Origin of the sequence: Variovorax sp. CAN15, from assembly GCF_030462475.1 — a bacterium.
Lineage (GTDB): Bacteria > Pseudomonadota > Gammaproteobacteria > Burkholderiales > Burkholderiaceae_C > Variovorax.
The window spans coordinates 23,585-42,596 of the sequence record NZ_JASMRZ010000046.1 but is presented as its reverse complement, the minus strand read 5'-3'; the positions used below and the strand labels follow the sequence as shown (position 1 = coordinate 42,596).

Annotated in this window: 17 protein-coding genes and 2 pseudogenes; 5 read left to right on the top strand and 14 right to left on the bottom strand. The window is 68.4% G+C overall.

The features are described from left to right. A pseudogene (locus QMO14_RS22750) lies at window positions 1-175 on the bottom strand (proton-conducting transporter membrane subunit); the annotation flags it as partial. Between the two features lie 13 nt (window positions 176-188). Between QMO14_RS22750 and QMO14_RS22745 the strand changes: the two are divergent. The 5 genes and pseudogenes from QMO14_RS22745 to QMO14_RS22725 all read left to right on the top strand — a co-directional run. Continuing rightward, window positions 189-1,025: pseudogene (locus QMO14_RS22745) on the top strand (methyl-accepting chemotaxis protein); the annotation flags it as partial. A 107-nt stretch (window positions 1,026-1,132) separates the two neighbouring features. Continuing rightward, entirely contained in the window at window positions 1,133-3,097 is a 1,965-nt protein-coding gene (gene flgK / locus QMO14_RS22740; RefSeq protein ID WP_301509904.1) for a flagellar hook-associated protein FlgK, read from the top strand. Window positions 3,098-3,162: 65 nt separating this feature from the next. Continuing rightward, window positions 3,163-4,374: a flagellar hook-associated protein FlgL gene (gene flgL / locus QMO14_RS22735; RefSeq protein WP_301509903.1), complete on the top strand. Its 1,212-nt coding sequence runs from the start codon at window positions 3,163-3,165 to the stop codon at window positions 4,372-4,374. A gap of 171 nt (window positions 4,375-4,545) precedes the next feature. Beyond that, window positions 4,546-6,534, top strand: coding sequence for an EAL domain-containing protein (locus QMO14_RS22730; RefSeq protein WP_301509902.1), 1,989 nt, complete (start codon window positions 4,546-4,548; stop codon window positions 6,532-6,534). Window positions 6,535-6,612: 78 nt separating this feature from the next. After that, on the top strand, window positions 6,613-7,650 hold the full coding sequence (locus QMO14_RS22725) for a GGDEF domain-containing protein (RefSeq protein WP_301509901.1): 1,038 nt from the start codon (window positions 6,613-6,615) through the stop codon (window positions 7,648-7,650). Window positions 7,651-7,662: 12 nt separating this feature from the next. On the opposite strand, the gene fliR is transcribed toward QMO14_RS22725, so the two are convergent. The 13 genes from fliR to fliF form a co-directional block, all read right to left on the bottom strand. Continuing rightward, complete coding sequence (gene fliR, locus QMO14_RS22720) at window positions 7,663-8,448, bottom strand: flagellar biosynthetic protein FliR (protein ID WP_301509908.1); 786 nt, start codon at window positions 8,446-8,448, stop codon at window positions 7,663-7,665. A 25-nt stretch (window positions 8,449-8,473) separates the two neighbouring features. Continuing rightward, window positions 8,474-8,743 carry a flagellar biosynthesis protein FliQ gene (fliQ, locus tag QMO14_RS22715; protein ID WP_301509899.1) on the bottom strand — a complete coding sequence of 90 codons (270 nt, stop codon included), beginning with the start codon at window positions 8,741-8,743 and terminating at the stop codon, window positions 8,474-8,476. Between the two features lie 13 nt (window positions 8,744-8,756). Further along, window positions 8,757-9,518 carry a flagellar type III secretion system pore protein FliP gene (fliP, locus tag QMO14_RS22710; protein WP_301509897.1) on the bottom strand — a complete coding sequence of 254 codons (762 nt, stop codon included), beginning with the start codon at window positions 9,516-9,518 and terminating at the stop codon, window positions 8,757-8,759. Continuing rightward, entirely contained in the window at window positions 9,515-9,949 is a 435-nt protein-coding gene (gene fliO, locus QMO14_RS22705) for a flagellar biosynthetic protein FliO (protein WP_301509895.1), read from the bottom strand. The genes fliP and fliO overlap by 4 nt, the downstream gene beginning before the upstream one ends. Then, window positions 9,946-10,398, bottom strand: a complete 453-nt coding sequence (fliN, locus tag QMO14_RS22700; RefSeq protein WP_301509893.1) for a flagellar motor switch protein FliN — start codon at window positions 10,396-10,398, stop codon at window positions 9,946-9,948. The genes fliO and fliN overlap by 4 nt, the downstream gene beginning before the upstream one ends. Continuing rightward, on the bottom strand, window positions 10,391-11,389 hold the full coding sequence (fliM, locus tag QMO14_RS22695) for a flagellar motor switch protein FliM (RefSeq protein ID WP_301509892.1): 999 nt from the start codon (window positions 11,387-11,389) through the stop codon (window positions 10,391-10,393). The genes fliN and fliM overlap by 8 nt, the downstream gene beginning before the upstream one ends. 36 nt (window positions 11,390-11,425) lie before the next feature. Beyond that, on the bottom strand, window positions 11,426-11,938 hold the full coding sequence (gene fliL / locus QMO14_RS22690) for a flagellar basal body-associated protein FliL (RefSeq protein ID WP_301509889.1): 513 nt from the start codon (window positions 11,936-11,938) through the stop codon (window positions 11,426-11,428). A 162-nt stretch (window positions 11,939-12,100) separates the two neighbouring features. Next, window positions 12,101-13,483, bottom strand: coding sequence for a flagellar hook-length control protein FliK (locus QMO14_RS22685; protein ID WP_301509888.1), 1,383 nt, complete (start codon window positions 13,481-13,483; stop codon window positions 12,101-12,103). A 27-nt stretch (window positions 13,484-13,510) separates the two neighbouring features. Beyond that, entirely contained in the window at window positions 13,511-13,966 is a 456-nt protein-coding gene (gene fliJ / locus QMO14_RS22680; protein WP_301509887.1) for a flagellar export protein FliJ, read from the bottom strand. After that, window positions 13,963-15,420, bottom strand: a complete 1,458-nt coding sequence (gene fliI, locus QMO14_RS22675; protein ID WP_301509905.1) for a flagellar protein export ATPase FliI — start codon at window positions 15,418-15,420, stop codon at window positions 13,963-13,965. The genes fliJ and fliI overlap by 4 nt, the downstream gene beginning before the upstream one ends. An 8-nt stretch (window positions 15,421-15,428) precedes the next feature. Then, the gene (gene fliH, locus QMO14_RS22670) at window positions 15,429-16,262 is read right to left on the bottom strand and encodes a flagellar assembly protein FliH (protein ID WP_301509886.1); all 834 of its coding nucleotides are present in this window, start codon (window positions 16,260-16,262) and stop codon (window positions 15,429-15,431) included. Further along, on the bottom strand, window positions 16,249-17,247 hold the full coding sequence (gene fliG, locus QMO14_RS22665) for a flagellar motor switch protein FliG (RefSeq protein ID WP_301509885.1): 999 nt from the start codon (window positions 17,245-17,247) through the stop codon (window positions 16,249-16,251). Before fliG ends, fliH begins: the two co-directional genes overlap by 14 nt. Continuing rightward, the gene (gene fliF / locus QMO14_RS22660; RefSeq protein WP_301509884.1) at window positions 17,240-18,976 is read right to left on the bottom strand and encodes a flagellar basal-body MS-ring/collar protein FliF; all 1,737 of its coding nucleotides are present in this window, start codon (window positions 18,974-18,976) and stop codon (window positions 17,240-17,242) included. Before fliF ends, fliG begins: the two co-directional genes overlap by 8 nt. Window positions 18,977-19,012 lie beyond the last annotated feature (36 nt).

Below are 19,012 nucleotides of genomic sequence, written 5' to 3'. Positions count from 1 at the left end.
GCTCGAACAGCGGCGACATGCGCGCCACCATGAAGATGCCGGCCGTCACCATCGTTGCCGCGTGGATCAGCGCGGAGATGGGGGTCGGGCCCTCCATCGAGTCGGGCAGCCACACGTGCAGGGGGAACTGCGCGCTCTTGCCCATCGCGCCGATGAACAGGCAGATGCAGATCACCGTGATAAGCATCCAGGCCAGCTCGCTGGAGCAGACGGCCGCTTCGATGGAAGAGCTGACCTCCACGGTCAAGCAGAACGCGGACAACGCCCGGCAGGCCAATCAGCTGGCCGTGTCAGCCTCCGAGGTGGCGGTCAAGGGCGGCAGCGTCGTGTCCCAGGTGGTCGACACCATGGGCTCGATCAATGCCTCGTCCAAGAAGATCGTGGACATCATCGGCGTGATCGACGGCATCGCGTTCCAGACCAACATCCTGGCGCTGAATGCAGCCGTTGAAGCGGCTCGTGCCGGCGAGCAGGGTCGCGGCTTCGCAGTAGTTGCTTCGGAAGTCCGCAGCCTCGCTCAGCGTTCCGCTGCAGCCGCCAAGGAAATCAAGACCCTGATCGGCGACTCGGTGGAGAAGGTCGAAGAAGGCAGCAAGCAGGTGGAAGAAGCGGGCCGCACGATGGAAGAGATCGTGGGCAGCGTCAAGCGCGTGACGGACATCATGGGCGAGATCACCGCAGCCAGCCAGGAGCAGACCTCGGGCATCGAGCAGATCAACCAGGCGATCACGCAGATGGACCAGGTCACGCAGCAGAACGCGGCGCTGGTCGAGGAGGCATCCGCGGCAGCGCAATCGCTGCAGGAGCAGGCCGGCAGTCTCGTGCAGGCCGTGAGCATCTTCAAGCTCGACGCCAACGCCGTCGCCAACGTGCGCCCCGGATTCACGCCCATCACACCCATCCCGAGGCCGGCGAAACCGGCGCCGAAGCGGCCCGCCAAGGCCCTGCCCACGCGCAAGGAACCCTCGTCCGCCCCGCAGCTCGCCATGGCCGGCGACGCCAAGGGCGACTGGACCGAGTTCTGAGTGGTGCGCCCCCTCAACTTTAGGCGGCCGCTGCCGATATAGACGCTGAGGCATCGACGCGATCGGTGCCACTCCAACTCACACACCTCATCGACAGGTAAAGCCATATGTCCGGAAGTTTGTTCTACACGGGGTTGAGCGGTCTGGGCGTTGCACGCACCGCGCTGATGACCACGGCCCACAACACAGCCAACGTGTACACCGCGGGCTACAGCCGCCAGGTGGCGGAGATCGCCACCGGCAGCGCCATCTCCAGCGGCTCGGGCTTCATCGGATCGGGCGCCAACGTTTCGACGATCTCGCGCAGCTACGACCGCTACCTGACGGCGCAGCTCTCCTCGGCGCAGTCGGCCTCGGCCGCGCTGGCCACCAACAGCACGCAGATCAACCGCATCGACACGCTGCTGGCCGACAAGACCTCGGGCATCGCACCGCTCATGCAGAGCTTCTTCACCAGCATCCAGGGCGTGGCCAACACACCGGCCGATCCGGCCGCGCGCCAGCAGATGATCAGCTCGGCGCAGGCGCTGGCCAGCAAGTTCCGCGCGACCGACCAGTACCTGTCGGACCTGAACTCCTCCGTCAACGAGCAGATCGTCGGCAGCGTCGACCAGATCAACACCTACGCGAGCAAGATCGCCAGCCTCAACCAGCAGATCAGCCAGATCAGCGCCATGGCCGGCGGCCAGCCGCCCAACGACCTGCTCGACCAGCGCGACCAGCTCGTGAGCCAGTTGAGCCAGGTGGTCGACGTGAAGGTGCTGCAGCAGGACAACGGCAAGTACAACGTGTTCATCGCCACCGGCCAGTCGCTGGTTGTGGGCGACTACGCTTCGACGATGGCGGCGGTGAACTCCGCCGCCGACCCCACGCGCAAGGCCATCGCCCTGCAGGGCTTTGCCGGCAACACCTCCGAGCTGCCCGACGGCGTTATCACTGGCGGTGTGCTCGGCGGGCTGCTGTCCTTCCGCAACGACACCCTCGTTCCCACGCAGAACGCGCTCGGCCGTCTCGCCATGTCGGTTTCCGATTCGGTGAACGCACAGCACAAGCTGGGCGTGGACCTCAACGGCGCATTGGGCAACGACTTCTTCACCCAGTCCGTGCCGGGCGCGATCTCCAACGCAAGAAACGCGGGCAACCTCGAGCTCGACGCGACACTGAGCGACGCATCGAAGCTCACGACCAGCGACTACAGCGTGGCCGTCACGGACGTGGCCGGAACACTCACCTACACGGTCACCCGGCTCTCGGACAAGAGCGCGATGGGCAGTTTCACGACCTTTCCCATCACCTTCGACGGCGTGAGCCTTTCGGCAGGCAGCGGCACCGCGCAGGCCGGCGACTCGTTCCTGATCCAGCCCACGCGAACCGGCGCGCGTGACCTCGACGTGCTGACGCGCGACCCGGCCAAGGTGGCCGCGGCTTCGCCCATCGTCACCGGCAACACCGCCGGAAACAAGGGCAGCGCCGCGCTGGGCGCAGCCACCGTGGACGCGAGCTATCCCGCCACGCCGCTGGCCGGCACCGTCACGCTGAGCTTCGACGCCGCCACGGGCAACCTCACCGGCTTTCCGGCCGCCTCGGCCGTGACGGTCACGCTGGCCGACGGCACCTCCACCACCTACGCGGCAGGTGCGCCGGTACCCTACACCGCCGGCGCGAAGATGAGCTTCGACGGCGTCACCGTCAGCATGACCGGCGCGCCCGCGCAGGGCGACACCTTCACCATCGGCAAGAACACTGCCGGCGTCTCCGACGGCAGCAACGCGCTGCTGCTGGGCGCGCTGCAGCGCAAGACCACCATGGCCAACGGCACCGCGACCTTCAACGGCGCGTACTCGCAGATCGTGAGCGAAGTGGGCAACCGCGCCATGGCGGTCAAGGTGGCGGCCACCACGCAGGACAGCGTCACGAGCCAGATCAAGGCCAGCCAGCAGGCGATCTCTGGCGTGAACCAGGACGAGGAAACCGCCAACCTGCTGATGTTCCAGCAGATGTACCAGGCCAACGCGAAGGTGATCCAGACCGCTTCGACCATCTTCGACGCCATCCTCGGCATCCGGGGCTGAGCCCGGCAGCGGATTTCCCGGGCTTCCCCCCAACGGCAAAGAACAAAGGCAAGGCAGGCAAAGCGATGCGCATCAGCACCCAATCCTTCTACGAGCAGAACGTCCTGGCCATGGGCCAGCAGCAGCAGAAGCTGTTCAGGGTCCAGCAGCAGCTGGCGACCAACTCCAAGTTTCTCAGCGCAGGCGACGATCCGGTAGGCGCGGCGCGCGCCCTGGGCACCAGCCAGTCGCTGTCGGAGATCTCGCAGTACGCCACCAGCCGCCAGCGCGCGGCGCTGTCGCTGTCGACCGAGGAGAACGCGCTCGACTCGGTGACCTCGATCCTGCAGAACATCAAGACGCTCACCGTTGCCGCCGGCAACGGAACAATCTCCGACGCCGACCGCGCATCGCTCGCCACCACGATTCAGAGCGCCTACGACCAGCTCGTGGGCGTGGCCAACACCGACGACGGCAACGGCCAGTACCTGTTCGCGGGCTTCAAGAGCGGCTCTCCGCCCTTCGTGAGAACGGCCGGCGGCGGCGTGCAGTACGTGGGCGACCAGGGCCAGCGGCTGATGCAGGTCGACGTGGCGCGCCAGATGCCCACTGCGGACGACGGCCGCACCATCTTCCAGTCGGTGCAGGGCAGCGCGGGCTACGTGGCATCGGCAGCCGCGAGCAACACCGGCACCGGTGTGTTCAGCCCCGTGAGCGTGACCGACGCCACCGCGCCGAACTACGGCAAGGACTTCACCATCACCTTCAGCGCCACCGACTACACGGTGACGACCAAGGACACGCCGCCCGTGGTCGCGGCCACCGGCCCGATCGCGCAGGACACGCCCATCGCCTTCGGCGGCGTGCAGATCAAGTTCACCGGAACGCCCGCCGCAGGCGACAGCTTCGACGTGTCCACCGCGCAGAACGCCGGCACCGACGTGTTCGCGGCCATCGGCGAACTTGTCACCGCGCTGCGCACCCCGCTGGCCGGCGGCGGCGCGGCCGCGCAGGCGAAGCTGCAGAACGCACTGAGCACCGCCAACGCGAAGGTGACGAACGCGCACGACAACGTGCTCACGGTGCTGTCGTCGGTGGGCTCGCGCCGCAGCGAGATCGACGCGCTCGATTCGGGCGGCGCGGCGCGCAAGCTGCAGGAGGAGTCGTACCTGTCTTCCATCGAGGATCTCGACCCCTACAGCGCCATCGCGGAGTTCTATCAGCGCCAGAGTTCGCTGCAGGCCACGCAGATGACATTCGCCAAGCTGAACAGCATTTCGTTGTTCAACTACCTGTAGCCGGGTCCGGCGGCATCTGCCCCCGGGGGCGGGGCAACGGCGGCTTCCGGCTCGTCAGGCCGGCAAGGAGAAAGGATCGTCGCCCCGCAGGGCTGCATGCGGGGGCGCCGGGAGTCCGTGGATGCCCGCGTGGGCACGGGCAGCGACATACGAAAACCTGGGAGCACGAGCGTGTGGGAATTCGTTCTTTCCGCCTGGAAGGCCGAGCTGGTCAACTACCCCATCCTGCTGATGCAATCGGCGGCATTGCTGGGCGTATTCAGCCTGGTGTTGATGCTGTCGAAGCCATCCGGAAAGGCGCTGCACTCGCGGGCAATTTTCTACGGCTGGACGATGGGCCTGACCGGATTCGTCCTCATCGCGATGGCGTTCCAGCTGATGAACCTGCCGTCCAAACCGTACATCGGCTCCGACCTGCTTTTCATGGCAGGCCTGCTGGGCGGGTGGCGGGGAGGCGCGATCGGCTGGGCATTGATCTTGGGCGCCAGGCTGCTCTTCGGAGGAACGCACCAGGCAGCGGCGTTCCTGCTCGACATGTCCATGCTGGTGCTCGGCGGCATCCTCATGCACCACCGCCTCGGCCACAAGCCGATCGCGTCCTTCGGCTGGCGCGACATCCGCAACGCATGGTTCGTGAGGGTGCTGTTCTCCGTGCTCTCGAGCGGATCGATCCAGCTTCTCGAACTGGTCCCGACCATGATCAACGCACGGGTCTTCGCGCTTCGCATCCTGGGTTGTGCTCTGTCGCTGGTGATCATCGGCTGCATGCTCGTCCTGCTGCGCAGGGACGCGAGGGAACGGGAGTCCCACGCGCGCGCGCTGGCCATGTCGCGAACCAACCTGCTGACGGGTCTTCCCAACCGCCGCGCACTCGGCGAGTTCCTCGACAAGCTGCTGGCGGCCGATTCCAGGCAGCACGCGCTGATGACCTTCCAGGTGGCGAATCTCAAGGACATGGTTCGCGCGCTCGGCCATGACTGGACGGATCATTTCTGGGGGCAGCTCTCCTCCAGCCTGACCCGGGGGCAGGCTGGCCAGAACCTCGAAGCCTTCAACCCGCGGAGCTTCCAGCTGAGCGACCTTTCCCTGACCGTGGTGCTGCAGGGCGCATCGCTCGAATGGATGGAGCAGGAGCAGATGGCCTCGCGAGTCCATTCCGAAGTGGTGGCGACGCTTCGCGCCACCCATATCGCCTACATGCAGCTACAGCTGCGGATCGGCATATCGAACGTCCGGATGAGCGCGCAGGTGAACGTCGCCTCGATCCTGCGCGACCTGAGCCTCGCGCTGCACAGCAATGAGCAGATGGTGCGCTACTTCCATTCGTCGTTCGCGGAGCAGTCCGACAGGGACGAGGATGTCCGGCGCCTGCTGATCGACTGGATCCGCACGGCGAATCCGCCGATGGAGTACCAGCCGAAGTTCCACCTGATGACGCGCCACGTCTGCGGAGCGGAGGCGCTGCTGCGGGCACGTTCCATGAAAGACCAGCCCCTGCCGCCGCCCTACGTGATCGAGATCGCGACGCGCCACCAGCTCCTGTCGCAGTTCGAGTGGTGCACCCTGGAAGTCGTGGCGCGGGACATCAAGCGCTGCATTGCCGCCGGCTACCCGATACCCCTGGCCGTCAACATCTCCGCGACCACGCTGACCCTCCCGCGCTTCGGCGACCGGGTGCTGGCGTTTCTCGATCTGCTGAGCGTTCCGCCACGTCTGCTCTTCATAGAGATCACGGAGAGCGGCCACGTGCCCGACGTGGAGACCGTTCGCACCAACATCGTCGTGCTGCAGCGCGCGGGGGTAGGGCTTTCCCTGGACGACTTCGGAACGGGCTACTCCGCGCTGACGACACTGGCCACCATTCCGTTCTCGGAGGTGAAGATCGACCACAGCATGATTTCGCGCATCGACCAGCCGCGCATGCGCGAGGCCGTCTCTCTCGCCCTCGAAAGCGCGACGCGCTACAACGCCACGCTGGTCGCGGAAGGCGTGGAGACCGAAGCCCAGTCGGCGCTGCTGCTGGAGATGGGCGTGCTCTTCGGCCAGGGTTACCTGTTCTCCAGGGCGATTCCGATGGATGCCCTGATCCGGATGGCCCGCCGCAAGGGCGCGTTCTGCGCCGATGGAACACTGAAGAGCCCGATGCCCGTGCGAGCCTGAGAAGAAAGGACTGCCATCCCCTCGCGTGCCATTGAACGGCTCGAGCGGCGTGAACCACCAGGTTGCAGATACCCGATCATGATCGTCAGCTTCCAATCCATCGACGAGCGGGCCCGGCTGGAAGACTTTCTCCGGCTCATCAAGCCGATCTCCGTGGCTACCCAGGTGATCGGGCTCATGTTCTGGGGTGCGGCATGGTGGCTGGCAGACCCGGGCTACCGGTACGTGACCTGGCAAATGGCGCTGCTCGCATGCGGCGTGGCCCTGTGCATCGCCGGGAGCTGCGCGACCCGATTCCTCTCGTTCTTTTCGATCATCTCCGTCTGGCTGCTGAGCCTGGGTTTCTCCATGCTCATGTCGGAGAGTCCCGATCGCCAGGTCTGGGCGGTTTCCATGGGCGTGATCGTATCGGTCGTGGGCGCGCCGCTCTTCTCCCGATTGAGCCTGTCGGCGTTGGCGAGCGGGGGGGCATGGCTGATCATGGGAGGGGGCGACTGGGTCGGAACTCCCCACGGCCTGGATTCGGGCTGGACCCTGCTGATGCCTTGCGGGACCATCACGATGGGCCTGCTCATGCACGTCATCTTCGCGAAGCTGCACCGCGAGAGCCTGCGGCTGCGCCAGGAGCTCGAGCAGCTCGCATACAAAGACGCGCTCACGGACATGAGCAACCGCCGCAAGCTTCTGGGCGACATCCAGAGCATTCATGAGCAAGGCCGGCTCGGCAACGGATGCTTCCTGATGATCGACGTGGACGACTTCAAGAAGATCAATGACGACTTTGGCCATGCGATGGGAGACCTGGCCCTGCAGCGGATCGCGGCCGTGCTCAGGGAGGTCGCCATCGGGAATGCATTCGGCAGGCTGGGCGGAGAGGAGTTCGGCATCATGCTGGATGGCGGAGGCGTGAGGCATGCGCAGGCGGTGGCGAGCCGGATCCTTGAGCAGGTGCGCGTCATACGCATCGAGGGCCGGCCCGTCACGGTCAGCGTGGGCATATCGGGCGAGGGGCGGGAGCGCGCTCCGTCGGATCTGATCCGCGAAGCCGACGTCGCCCTCTACGAGGCGAAGCGCAGGGGCAAGGACCGGTTCGTCCAGCACGGCGCGGCCAACTGAATTCGCGCCGCATCAGGGCCGAAGGCCCTGCGTGAAACGCAGCATGCCGGCGATGCCTTGCGCGAAGCGCGGCTCCAGGAAGGCGCCCAGGTTCGGCATCAGCAGCTGCAGCATGAAGATGCCGGCAAGCAGCGTCAGCGGAAAGCCCACGGCAAAGATGCTGAACTGCGGCGAGGCGCGGTTCAGGATGCCCATGGCCAGGTTCAGCGTGAGCAGCGCGGTGATGAGCGGCAGCGACAGCATCAGGCCGCTCGAGAAGATTTCGCCGCCGCCCAGCACCAGGAACATCCAGCCGCCCGAAGCCAGCGGCGCATCGGCCACGGGCAGGGTGTGGAAGCTCTCGGCCAGCGCGTTCAGCATCAGCAGATGGCCGTCGAGCGCCAGGAAGATCAGCATCGCCAGCATGTTCAGCAGCCGCGCCACCACCATGGTGCTGCCATGGCTCATCGGGTCGAAGAATGAAGCGAAGGACAGGCCCATCTGCAGGCCGATGTATTCGCCGGCCGCCAGCACCGCCGCGAACACCAGCCGCATGCTGAAGCCCATGGCCGCGCCGATCAGCACCTGCTGCGCGATGATCCAGATGCCGCCCGCGGACACCACCGGCACGGCGGGCAGGGGGCCGATGGTGGGAGAGACGACCAGGGCGAGCATGGCTGCCACGGCCACCTTCACCTGGCGCGGCACCCAGGGCTCGCCGAAGACGGGCGCGGTGCTCACCAGCGCCAGCATGCGCACGAAAGGCCAGAGGAAGGCGACGATCCAGCCCTCGAGCTGGGCCGAGGTGACGGAGATGATCGACGGCGTCACGTCCCGGAGCGCGTCAGGACAGCAGCTGCGGAATGCCCGCGAACAGCGCGCGCATGTAGTCCAGCATGCGGTCGAGCATCCACGGGCCCGCGACCACGAGCGTCGCGAACACCGCGAGCAGCTTCGGAATGAAGGAGAGCGTGGCCTCGTTGATCTGCGTGGCGGCCTGGAAGATGCTCACGACCAGGCCGATGACCAGCGCCACCAGAAGCAGCGGCGCGCCGAGCAGCAGCGAGATTTCCATGGCCCGGTGGCCCATGGTCATGACGGATTCGGGGGTCATCTCTGCGCGGGCCCTAGAGGTAGAAGCTCTGCGCCAGCGCGCCGATGAGCAGCTGCCAGCCGTCGGCCAGCACGAAGAGCATCAGCTTGAAGGGCAGCGCGATGGAAGCCGGCGGCACCATCATCATGCCCATGGACATCAGCACGCTCGCCACCACGAGGTCGATGATGAGAAAGGGAATGAAGATGGTGAAGCCGATCTGGAAGGCCGTCTTCAGCTCGCTGATGACGAAGGAAGGCAGCAGGATGCGCAGCGGCACGTCTTCGGGCCCCTGCATTTCGGGCACCTTGGCGAGCCGCGCGAAGAGCGCGAGGTCGCTCTCGCGGGTCTGCTTGAGCATGAAGGTCTTGAACGGAGCGATGCCGCGTTCCATCGCCGCCTCGGCGCTGATCTTGTTCTCCGAGAAGGGCTTGTAGGCGTCGCTGTAGGCCCTGTCGAGCACCGGCGCCATCACGAAGAAGGTGAGGAACAGCGACAGCCCCACCAGGATCTGGTTGGGCGGCGAGGTCTGCGTGCCGATGGCGGTGCGCAGCAGGCCCAGCACGATGAGGATGCGCGTGAAGCTGGTCATCGACAGCAGCAGCGCGGGCAGGAAGGTGAGCGAGGTCAGCAGCACCATGGTCTGCACGCTCAGCGACCAGGTCTGGCTGCCGCCGGGGCCGGGCGTGCTGGTGATGCCGGGCAGGCCTTGTGTCCAGGCGGCCGCGGGCACCAGGGCGGCGGCGAGCAGCAGCAGCGCGGCGCGCAGGCCGCGGCGCAATGCGGGGCGGGTCATGGGGCGGGGTGTTGCTGCCGTGGCTGCTGCGTCTTGCCGGTGAGCGATTCGCGCAGCTTGCGGGCAAAGAGTTCGACGGGGGTCGCAGGTGCCGATGCCATTGCCGCGCCGGCCTGTGTGTGGGGCGGGGCCTGCGCCGGCAGCGTGTGCAGCGTATTGACCTGGCTCGGCGTGACGCCCAGCACCAGCCAGGTGTCGGCCACTTCGACCACCACCACGCGCTCGCGCTGGCCGACGGCGGCGCTCGAAACCACCTTCACCAGGTGGCCGCCGCCCAGCCGCTGCAGGCCGAAGCGGCGCGCCAGCCAGGCGCACAGGAAGATCAGCCCCACCACCATCGCCATGCCGAAGCCCGCCTGCAGCAGGCCCGAGGCGCCGACGGCGGCCGGCGCCACTTCGTGGACGGGCGTGGGCACGGTGGGAAGGCTCATGCCCGTGCGAGCTTCTGCATGCGCTCGGAGGGCGTGACGATGTCGGTCAGGCGGATGCCGTACTTCTCGTTCACCACCACCACCTCGCCCTGCGCGATCAGGTAGCCGTTGATCAGCACGTCCAGCGGCTGGCCGGCCAGGCCGTCGAGTTCCACCACCGAGCCCTGCGACAGCTGCAGCAGGTTCTTGATGGTGATGCGCGTTCGGCCGATCTCTGCGGTGAGCTGCACAGGCACGTCGAGCACGCGCGCGATGTCCACCGGCGTGGTGCCGCCGGCCGGCACGGGCGCGGCGGCGGGAGCGTCCTGGATCTGCTGGAAGACCTGCGCGGTGGCGGGTGCCACGGCGGGAGCCGGTGCCGCGGTTGCGGCGGTGGCGGCCGTCTGCTCGGCCAGCGCGCTGGCCCAGTCGTCCGCTTCGCTGCCGGCGGAAGAGGTGTTGTCAGTCATGTTCGTTCTTCAGGTCGCTGTCTTGATGGGTGATCATGTTCTGCACGCGCAGTGCATAGCGTTCGTTGGAGGTGCCATAGCCGCACTCCATCACCGGCACGCCGCCCACCTTGGCGACGACCGTTTCCGGCAGCTCGATGGGAATCACGTCGCCGACGCGCAGCTTCATCACTTCGCCGATGGTCGAGGGCATGGTCACGAAGTCGGCCACCAGTTCCACGTCGGCGGACTGCATCTGGCGCGACATCTGCGTGACCCAGCGCTTGTCGACCTCGACCTCGTCCTGGATCGGGTTGGACAAGAGGTCGCGGATCGGCTCGATCATCGAGTAGGGCAGGCACACGTGCAGGAAGCCGCCGATGGGGCCGAACTCGATCTGCAGCGTGGTGTTGATCACCACCTCGTTGGGCGCGACGATGTTGGCGAGCTTGCCGTGCATCTCCGCGCGCACGTAGTCGAAGTCCAGCGGGAACACCGGCTGCCACGCGTCGCCATAGCACTGCAGCGACAGGTCGAGCAGGCGCTTGATGATGCGCTGCTCGGTGCGCGTGAAGTCGCGGCCTTCCACGCGCACGTGGTAGCGCCCGTCGCTGCCGAAGAGGTTGTCCACCACGAGGAACACCAGCTTCGGGTCGAACACGAAGAGGGCGGTGCCGCGCAGCGGCTTCATGTGGATCATGTTGATGTTCGCCGGCACCGGCAGGTGCCGCACGAACTCGCCGAACTGCTGGATCTGCACCGGCCCCACCGAGATGTCGGGGCTGCGCCGCATGAAGTTCAGCAGCGCGCCGCGCAGGCCGCGCGCGAAGCGGTCGTTGATGACCTCCAGCGTGTGCATGCGGTTGCGCACCACGCGGTCGGGCGCGCCGAGGTCGTAGGCGGGCAGCCCGTCCTTCGGCGGTGGAGGCAGGGGCGCCTGGTCGACATCGCCGGTGACGCCTTGCAGCAGCGCATCGACCTCGTCCTGCGAGAGCACCTGTTCATACGCCATGGATCGCTTGCCGTCCGGAGGATGGTGTCGTGGTGCTCACTGCACGACGAAGATGTTGAACGAGACGCTGGAGATGCCGAGCTCGGGCGTCTCGGGCGTCAGCGGTGCGTTCAGCGCGTTGCGGATCTCCCCGGCCAGCCTGGCCTTGTCTTCCGGGGTCACCAGCGATTCGGGCGCGCGGTTCGACAGCTGCACCAGCAGCCGGCTGCGCAGCTCGGGCATGAACTCGACGATCTGCGCCTTGGCATGCTCGTCGCGCACGCGCAGCGCCATGCCGATCTGCAGGAAGCGGCTGCGTCCTTCGGACTGCAGGTTCACCGTCAGCGGGTCCAGCATGACGAAGATGGGCTTTTCGGGAACCGGCGGCTTGGCCGCTGCCGTGGAGGCGGCGCCCGTGAGGCGCGGCAGGAAGACATACGCGGCGGCGCCGGCCGCGGCGAGAACGCCGACGGCAAGCACGAGCCCGATCAGCAGCTTCGGGGAGCGGCGCGAGGACGGCAACGTGGCGTTGGTCAGTGCGGCGGTTGCGACAGATGTTGGGGGAGCCATGGTGAAGCGGTTTTTCTTGTCCGGTCTATTCTTTTCGAAGTCCCTCGCTGACGAACGGCCGAACAAGCGCACAAAGGCGTTTCATATCCGTTCATTGCGAGGCGCCGGGCTGGGCGGCGCCGTCGCGGGCGAAGGCGTGCTCTTGCGTGCGTTCCTGCTGCCTCAGGCGAAGGTGTCCACGCCGGAGCCCGCGTTGGCGGCAATGGCGCGTGCCGCAGCAACTGGCGCGGCCGGTGCGATGGCCGTCGCGCGGCCGGCACCGGGGTAGGAGGCCGTCGCCTGCTGCCGCGCGGCGTTCTGCTGGCTTTGCTGCTGTTGCTGCTGCGCGAAGGCGGCGTCGTTGCCATTGGGCTGGCGCGTTTCCGCTCCGACCGAGGTCTGGCCCAGCGTGATGCCCTGCTCCGACAGCGAATTGCGCAGCTGCGGCAGCGCAGCCTCGACGGCCTTGCGCACGCTTTCATGCGCCGAGACGAACATCGCTTGCGCCTGGTTGTCGCCCATCGACAGCGTGACCTTCAGCGGACCGAGGCCGGCCGGGTTCAGGTTGAGCTCGGCCGTGTGGTGCCCGCTGGCGCTCATGCGCAACAGCTGCTGGCCCAGGGCAGGCGCCCATTTGTCGCTGCCGACTTCAGGTGCGATGGTGTGCGTCGGCGTGCGCGCGGCGGCCGTGGTGTCGGTTGCGCGTTCCGGGTGCGATGCCGTCACCGAAGCGGGCTGCTGCAGCACGACGGGGTCGATGGCAGGCTGTCCGTCCGCGCTGTCTGCGCCGTTGGCAGGGGCGGCCGCGGGGCTTGCCGCGACGGCGGCCTTGGCGGCCTGCGTGTCGTCGGCCGCCGCCGGTTGTGCCGCGCTCGCAAGCTGTTCCGCGGTGGTGGCGCTGACGGGCGCGCGCGATGCGAGGCTGCGACCGGCCGCGGCGTTGCCCACGGGCGGGCCCGCAGGCGTGGCCGTCGGCTTCGCGAACCCGACGGCCATGGTCTGTGCGGCGATGGCAGCGCGGGCGGCGTCGTGCAGCGATCCGGCGGGCGCCGCATCCGCCTGCAGCGGCGCAGCCTGCGCGGCGGCTGCGGCGGGCTTCTGCGCGGCGACCTCTTTTGCTTGCGTGGCTGTGGCTGCGGACCCGGTCGGGTCCTGTGCGCTGGCGGCGACAGCGGCGGTGCCGGCAGCGGCTTTCGCTGAAAGCGCCTGCAATGCCGGGTTCAGCGCCATGTCGGCCGAGGCATCGGAGGGGGGCGTCTTCGCAAGTGCGGCGGCCTCGCCTTCGCCGGCCTGTGCCGCCGAGCGGCCCGCGAGCGTCATCGCGTGCAAGGCTGTGTTCGCCTGCGCGAGAAAGGCGAGGTTCGGATCGGCGAGCGCGGTGTCTTCCTTTGTGGCGTCTTCATCCGCGCCGGCACGGCGTTCACCGTTCGAGCGCGAGCGTTCCAGCGTGGCGCCGAAGCTGAGGCCCTGCGCTTCGTCCGCGTTGCGCCCGCGCGAGGCGGCCTGCCCGGGCGCGGACTGCGCCGCGGCATTCGTCGTGACGGGGGGCATGATCATGGAAGGCATGTCGGTTCCTGCGTGCGGATGGTTTTCTCAAAGGGTCGGGTGCGAGGCGCGGTCGAAGAACTTGCGCGCCGCGCGCTCGTCGCTGTCGCGCTGCTCGCGCTTGGCCTCGGCCATCAGCTCCTGCATGCGCACGCGCTCGGCCAGCGTGTCGAAGGAGCTCAGGCGGCGGCGCTGCTGCTGCCAGTCGTCACGGCCGTGGTCCAGCCGGGTGCCGGCCTGCGCGGCGATGGCGCGCTGCTGCTCGATGGCGTTGTCCAGCGTGCCCAGGAAGCTGCGGTAGTTGCGCCACTGCGAGGAGGGCAGGCCGTCGCGCATCAGGGCGTCGAGCTGGTCGTGGTAGTCCTGCCGGTACTGCAGCAGCAGGTCGAGCTTCTGGCTGGCGTCCAGGTGCGCGTTCTGCAGCGCGCCCAGGCGCCGCGCGGCGTCGTCGGTCTGCGTGTGCGCCAGGTCGATCAGCATGCCGAGGGGGAGTTTGCGTGTCATCTTGTGGCTCTTTGCGGAGTGGGTGTGCGCGGCTCGCCTTCGAACAGGTTCTCCAGGCGGGCGATGGATTCGGCGTAGTCCGTGCGCTCGTCCATCGACTGCTGCAGGAAGCCTTCGATGCGCGGGTACATCGCGATCGCCTGGTCGAGCTGCAGGTCGTGGCCCGGCGCATAGGCGCCCACGCTGATGAGGTCGCGGTTGCGCTGGTAGCGCGAGAGCATCTGCTTGAAGCGGCGCACGGTGTCGAACTGCGAGGACGGGATCAGCGCGGTCATCGCGCGGCTGATGGAGGCCTCGATGTCGATGGCGGGGTAGTGCCCGGCCTCGGCCAGCGTGCGCGAGAGCACCACGTGGCCGTCGAGGATCGCGCGCGCCGAGTCGGCGATCGGGTCCTGCTGGTCGTCGCCTTCCGACAGCACCGTGTAGAAGGCGGTGATGGAGCCGCCGCGCCCGTTCGCGTCGCGCTCGCCGTTGCCGGCGCGTTCGACCAGCGCGGGCAGCTTGGCGAACACGGAGGGCGGATAGCCCTTGGTGGCGGGCGGCTCGCCCACGGCCAGGGCGATCTCGCGCTGCGCCATCGCGTAGCGGGTGAGCGAGTCCATGATGAGCAGCACGTCCTTGCCGCGGTCGCGGAAGTATTCGGCCAGGCAGGTCGCGTAGGCCGCGCCCTGCAGGCGCAGCAGCGGCGAGTTGTCGGCCGGCGCCGCCACCACCACCGCGCGGGCCAGGCCTTCTTCGCCCAGCGTGTTCTCGATGAAGTCCTTCACCTCGCGGCCGCGCTCGCCGATCAGGCCGACCACGATGACTTCGGCGCTGGTGTAGCGCGCCATCATGCCCAGCAGCACGCTCTTGCCCACGCCCGAACCGGCGAACAGGCCCATGCGCTGGCCGCGGCCCACGGTGAGCATGCCGTTGATGGCACGCACGCCCACGTCGAGCACCGAATCGATGGGTGCGCGCGTCAGCGGGTTCATGGGCGGCGAGCTCAGCGGCACCTTGCGGGCGATGTCCAACGGCCCCAGTCCGTCGAGCGGCCGGCCGGCTGCGTCGACCACGCGGCCGAGCATGCCTTCGCCGACCGGCAGGCGCTTGGTGTGGGCGTTGCCGCCGCCGATGATTCCGGCCGCATCGGGCTCCGGCGCACCGGGGCGCGCATACACGCGAGCGCCGGGCAGCAGGCCCGCCACTTCGGTCTGCGACATCAGGAAGAGCCTGTCGCCAGCGAAGCCGACCACTTCGGCCTCGGCGTGCCGTTGCGCATGGCCCGGCGGCAGCTCGATCAGGCAGTCGCTGCCCACGGGCAGCTGCAGCCCCACGGCCTCGAGAACCAGTCCCACGGCGCGTGTGAGGCGGCCCGAGGCGATGGTGGTCTCGCAGCCGGCGACCTTGGCGCGCGCTTTCTCGAGCGCGGCGCGCACCGACTGCAGATGGGGGTTGGGGGCGGTGGCCTGCATCTTGGCTGTCACCGGGCTTCGGATCTGCCGTCGGCATCGCCGTTGAGGGCGCCCGTCACGCGCTTCCAGCGCGTTTCCAGCGTGCCGTCGAGCTCGCCCGTGGCCGATTGCACGCGGCAGCCGCCGCGGGTGATGGCGTCGTCGGCGCGCATCTGCCAGCCGGCGGCTTCGATTTCTTCGCCCAGGCTGCTTCGCACCAGCGCCACGTCGTCGGGGTGCAGCAGCAGGCGCGGTTCGCCGCGCAGTGCGGGTTCGGTGTTCAGCAGGTCGCGCACCACGGGCAGCACCCATTCAGGCTCGGCCTTCAGCGTGCGGTGCACCACCTGGCGGGCCACGTCGAGCGCCAGCGCGAGCACGGCCTGCGAGAGCTCTTCCTCGGCGCGGCGCAATGCATCGGGCAGCGACTGGGCCAGCGCGCGCAGGCGTTCCGCATGCGCGCTCGCGGCCGCGAGGCCGGTGGCAAGGCCTTCGGTGTGGCCCACCTTGCGGCCTTCGGCAAGTCCGGCGGCGCGGCCCTCGGCTTCGCCGTCGATGCGGGCTTCCTTGCGGATGCGCGCGAGATCGGCGAGGTCGATCCTGGGTGCGGGCGGCGGCGGTGGTGGCGGAGCGGTGTTCCGGCGTTCGGCCGCCGTCTTGCGGGCGGCGGGTGTGGGCGAGCGAGGGCTGCCGTCGATGGTGCCCATCTCCCAGCGCTCCCATGCCGACAGCGCGGGCGGGCTGGGCGGCATGCGCTCGGTCCTCGGCCCGCCGGCGGCGTGGCGCGCGGCGGCATGGATGGCGGCGAGGCGCTCGCGCGATCCGGCGAAGTTGCCGAAGTTGTCGTTGGCGTCAGACGAACTCATCGGTGCCAGGCGTCGAGATCACGATTTCGCCGGCCTCCGCCAGTCGGCGGGCGACCTGCAGGATGGCCTTCTGTTCGGTTTCGACCTGCGACACGCGCACAGGTCCGCGCAGCTCCATGTCTTCGCGCAGCGTTTCGGCGGCGCGCTGCGACATGTTGTTGAGGAACTTGTCGCGCAGCTCCATCGGCGCGCCCTTGAGGGCGATGATGAGCGAGTCGCTCTCGATGTCCTTGAGCAGGCGCTGGATGCTGCGGTCTTCCAGGCCCAGCAGGTTCTCGAAGACGAACATCTCGTCGACGATGCGCTGCGCCAGCGCCTCGTCCTGCTCGCGCACGTGGGCGATGGCTTCTTCCTCCACGCTGGTGCTCATGAGGTTGACGATCTCGGCCGCGGTGCGCACGCCGCCCAGGCGGCTGCGGCGCAGGCCCTGGCCCGCGAGCATCTCGGTGAGCACGTCGGTCAGCTCGTTGAGCGCCGAGGGCTGCACGCCGCCGAAGGTGGCCACGCGCATGATCACGTCGTGGCGCAGCCGTGCCGGCAGCTTCTCGAGCACTTCGGAAGCCTTCATGCGGTCCAGGTGCACCAGCAGCGTCGCCAGGATCTGCGGATGCTCGTCGCGGATGAGCTCGGCCACCTCGCCGGCCTCGAGCTCGTTGAGCCGCTCGATGCCGCCGTGCGGCTCGTCGGGCTGCAGGATGTCTTCCAGCAGGTTGCTGGCGCGGTCCTCGCCCAGCGCCTTGCGCAGCACGGCGCGGATGTAGCTGGTCGAGCCCAGGTGCAGGGCCGAGAGCTGCTCGGTCTCGTTCCGGAACTCGGCCAGCACCTCGGCCAGCTCTTCCTTCGAGACGGAGGTGAGCTTCGACATTGCGAGGCCCAGTGCCTGCACCTCGGAGGTAGGCAGCTGGTGCAGCGCGGCCGCCGCGCGGTCTTCGCCCAGTGCCATCAGCAGGATGGCGCTCTTGCGGGTTCCCTGTTCGCTACTCATCGTTGTTCATCCAGTGCTGGATCAGCGCCGCCACCACCTTCGGGTCCTTGTCGGCGGTCTGGTGGGCGTATTCCATGTCGGCCTTGCGGCGGCTGGCCTCGCGTTCGCGCAGGCTCTCCTGGGCGGAGGCGGCGTTCTCGTCCGGCGCCTCGGCGGCCACGAAGGCGGGGGCTTCCGGCGCGGCAGGCGCGGGCGGAGGCGCCAGGTGCTTGCGCATCAGCGGGCGCAGCACGGCGAACCAGGCGAAGAGCGCGAGCAGGGCGTACAGCAGGTACTGGCCGGCGATCTTGGCGAGTTCGATGTTCTCGCGGTCGCGCCAGAACGGGACCTCGGGCGCGGGGGCGCTGTCGGCATCGCGGGCGAAGGCGCTGTTCACCACGTTGAGCGAGTCGCCGCGCTCCTGGCTGAAGCCCATGGCTTCCTTCGCGAGGTTGCGGATCTGCTCCAGCTCTGCCGGCGTCAGCGCGCGGCTGGCGGTCTTGCCCGCGGCATCCACCGCGTCGCGGTTGTTCACCACCACGGCGACCGACAGGCGCTTCACGCCGCCCGCAGCCTGCTGCACGTGGCGGATGGTGCGGTCGAGCTCGTAGTTGGTGGTGGTGTCCTTGCGCGAGCTGCTCGGGCCGGTGGGCGCGCTGCTCGTCGATGCGGTGGCCGCGCCGGGTGTTCCCGGTGCGCCAGGCGTTCCCGGAGCGGGAGGGGTGCCCGGTGCGTTGGGCGCCCGAGGCCCGGTGATCGGCGCGGTGGGGTTCACCGGTGGCTGGTTCGACAGCGCGCCCGGCACGCCGCCGGGCTGCCCGCCGCCATGCTGTGCCGACTCGCTGCTCTGCTGGCTGCGGATGGCGGCCTGCGTCGGGTCCTGGTTGGGCTTGTATTTCTCGTCGGTGTGTTCGACGACGGAGAAGTCGATGTCCGCCGCCACTTGCGCGCGCACGTTGTTCGCGCCCACGATGGGCTGCAGGATCGCCTCGATGCGGCGGATGTAGCCCTGCTCGATCTCCTGCGCGTACTTGAGCTGGCTCACGTCCAGCCCGCGGTCGGCGCCGCGCGCGGAAGAAAGAAGGTTGCCGCGCTGGTCGACCACGGTGACGCTCTTGGCGTCGAGGTCGGGCACGCTGCTGGACACCATGTGCACGATGGCGCTGACCTGGCCTTCGTCGATGCTGCGTCCGCGCGCCAGTGCGAGCACCACCGAGGCCGAGGGCTTCTTCTGTTCGCGCACGAACAGCGATGGCTTGGGCAGCGCCAGGTGCACCCGGGCCGACTCGATCGCGCCGATGGATTCGATGGAGCGCGCCAGCTCGCCCTCGAGCCCGCGCTGGTAGTTGACCTGCTCGGCGAACTGGCTGGTGCCGAACTTCTGGTTGTCCATCAGTTCGAAGCCCACGCCGCCGGCCTTGGGCAGGCCTTGCGCCGCCAGCTTGAGGCGGGTCTCGGCCACCTTGTCGCCAGCGATGAGGATCGCGCCGCCGCCCTCGGCGAACTTGTAGGGCACGTTCATCTGCTGCAGCGACGCGATGATCGCGCCGCCATCGCGGTCCGACACGTTGGTGTAGAGCACCTTGTATTCGGGGCCGCGGCTCCAGAGCATGAACGCGGCCACGGCGGCCACCACGGCGGCGCCGCCGATGATCAGCGGCAGCCGCGGCTGCGCGCGCAGGCGTTCCAGGAGCGGGAGCGGGCCGTCGCCGGCCGGGGGCAGCGCGCCCGCGGGCGCAGCCGTGCTCATGGATGCACCCTCGTCGCGGCCATTGCCATGGTGGGA

Bases quoted from the DNA above. Each gene is read 5' to 3' on its own strand.
- fliH (WP_301509886.1), bottom strand. From the start codon at position 16,262: ATGAGTTCGTCTGACGCCAACGACAACTTCGGCAACTTCGCCGGATCG.
- QMO14_RS22725 (WP_301509901.1), top strand. From the start codon at position 6,613: ATGATCGTCAGCTTCCAATCCATCGACGAGCGGGCCCGGCTGGAAGAC.
- fliO (WP_301509895.1), bottom strand. From the start codon at position 9,949: ATGAGCCTTCCCACCGTGCCCACGCCCGTCCACGAAGTGGCGCCGGCC.
- fliG (WP_301509885.1), bottom strand. From the start codon at position 17,247: ATGAGTAGCGAACAGGGAACCCGCAAGAGCGCCATCCTGCTGATGGCA.
- flgK (WP_301509904.1), top strand. From the start codon at position 1,133: ATGTCCGGAAGTTTGTTCTACACGGGGTTGAGCGGTCTGGGCGTTGCA.
- flgL (WP_301509903.1), top strand. From the start codon at position 3,163: ATGCGCATCAGCACCCAATCCTTCTACGAGCAGAACGTCCTGGCCATG.
- fliI (WP_301509905.1), bottom strand. From the start codon at position 15,420: ATGCAGGCCACCGCCCCCAACCCCCATCTGCAGTCGGTGCGCGCCGCG.
- QMO14_RS22685 (WP_301509888.1), bottom strand. From the start codon at position 13,483: ATGCCTTCCATGATCATGCCCCCCGTCACGACGAATGCCGCGGCGCAG.
- fliJ (WP_301509887.1), bottom strand. From the start codon at position 13,966: ATGACACGCAAACTCCCCCTCGGCATGCTGATCGACCTGGCGCACACG.
- fliF (WP_301509884.1), bottom strand. From the start codon at position 18,976: ATGAGCACGGCTGCGCCCGCGGGCGCGCTGCCCCCGGCCGGCGACGGC.
- fliL (WP_301509889.1), bottom strand. From the start codon at position 11,938: ATGGCTCCCCCAACATCTGTCGCAACCGCCGCACTGACCAACGCCACG.
- fliM (WP_301509892.1), bottom strand. From the start codon at position 11,389: ATGGCGTATGAACAGGTGCTCTCGCAGGACGAGGTCGATGCGCTGCTG.
- fliQ (WP_301509899.1), bottom strand. From the start codon at position 8,743: ATGACCCCCGAATCCGTCATGACCATGGGCCACCGGGCCATGGAAATC.
- fliN (WP_301509893.1), bottom strand. From the start codon at position 10,398: ATGACTGACAACACCTCTTCCGCCGGCAGCGAAGCGGACGACTGGGCC.
- fliP (WP_301509897.1), bottom strand. From the start codon at position 9,518: ATGACCCGCCCCGCATTGCGCCGCGGCCTGCGCGCCGCGCTGCTGCTG.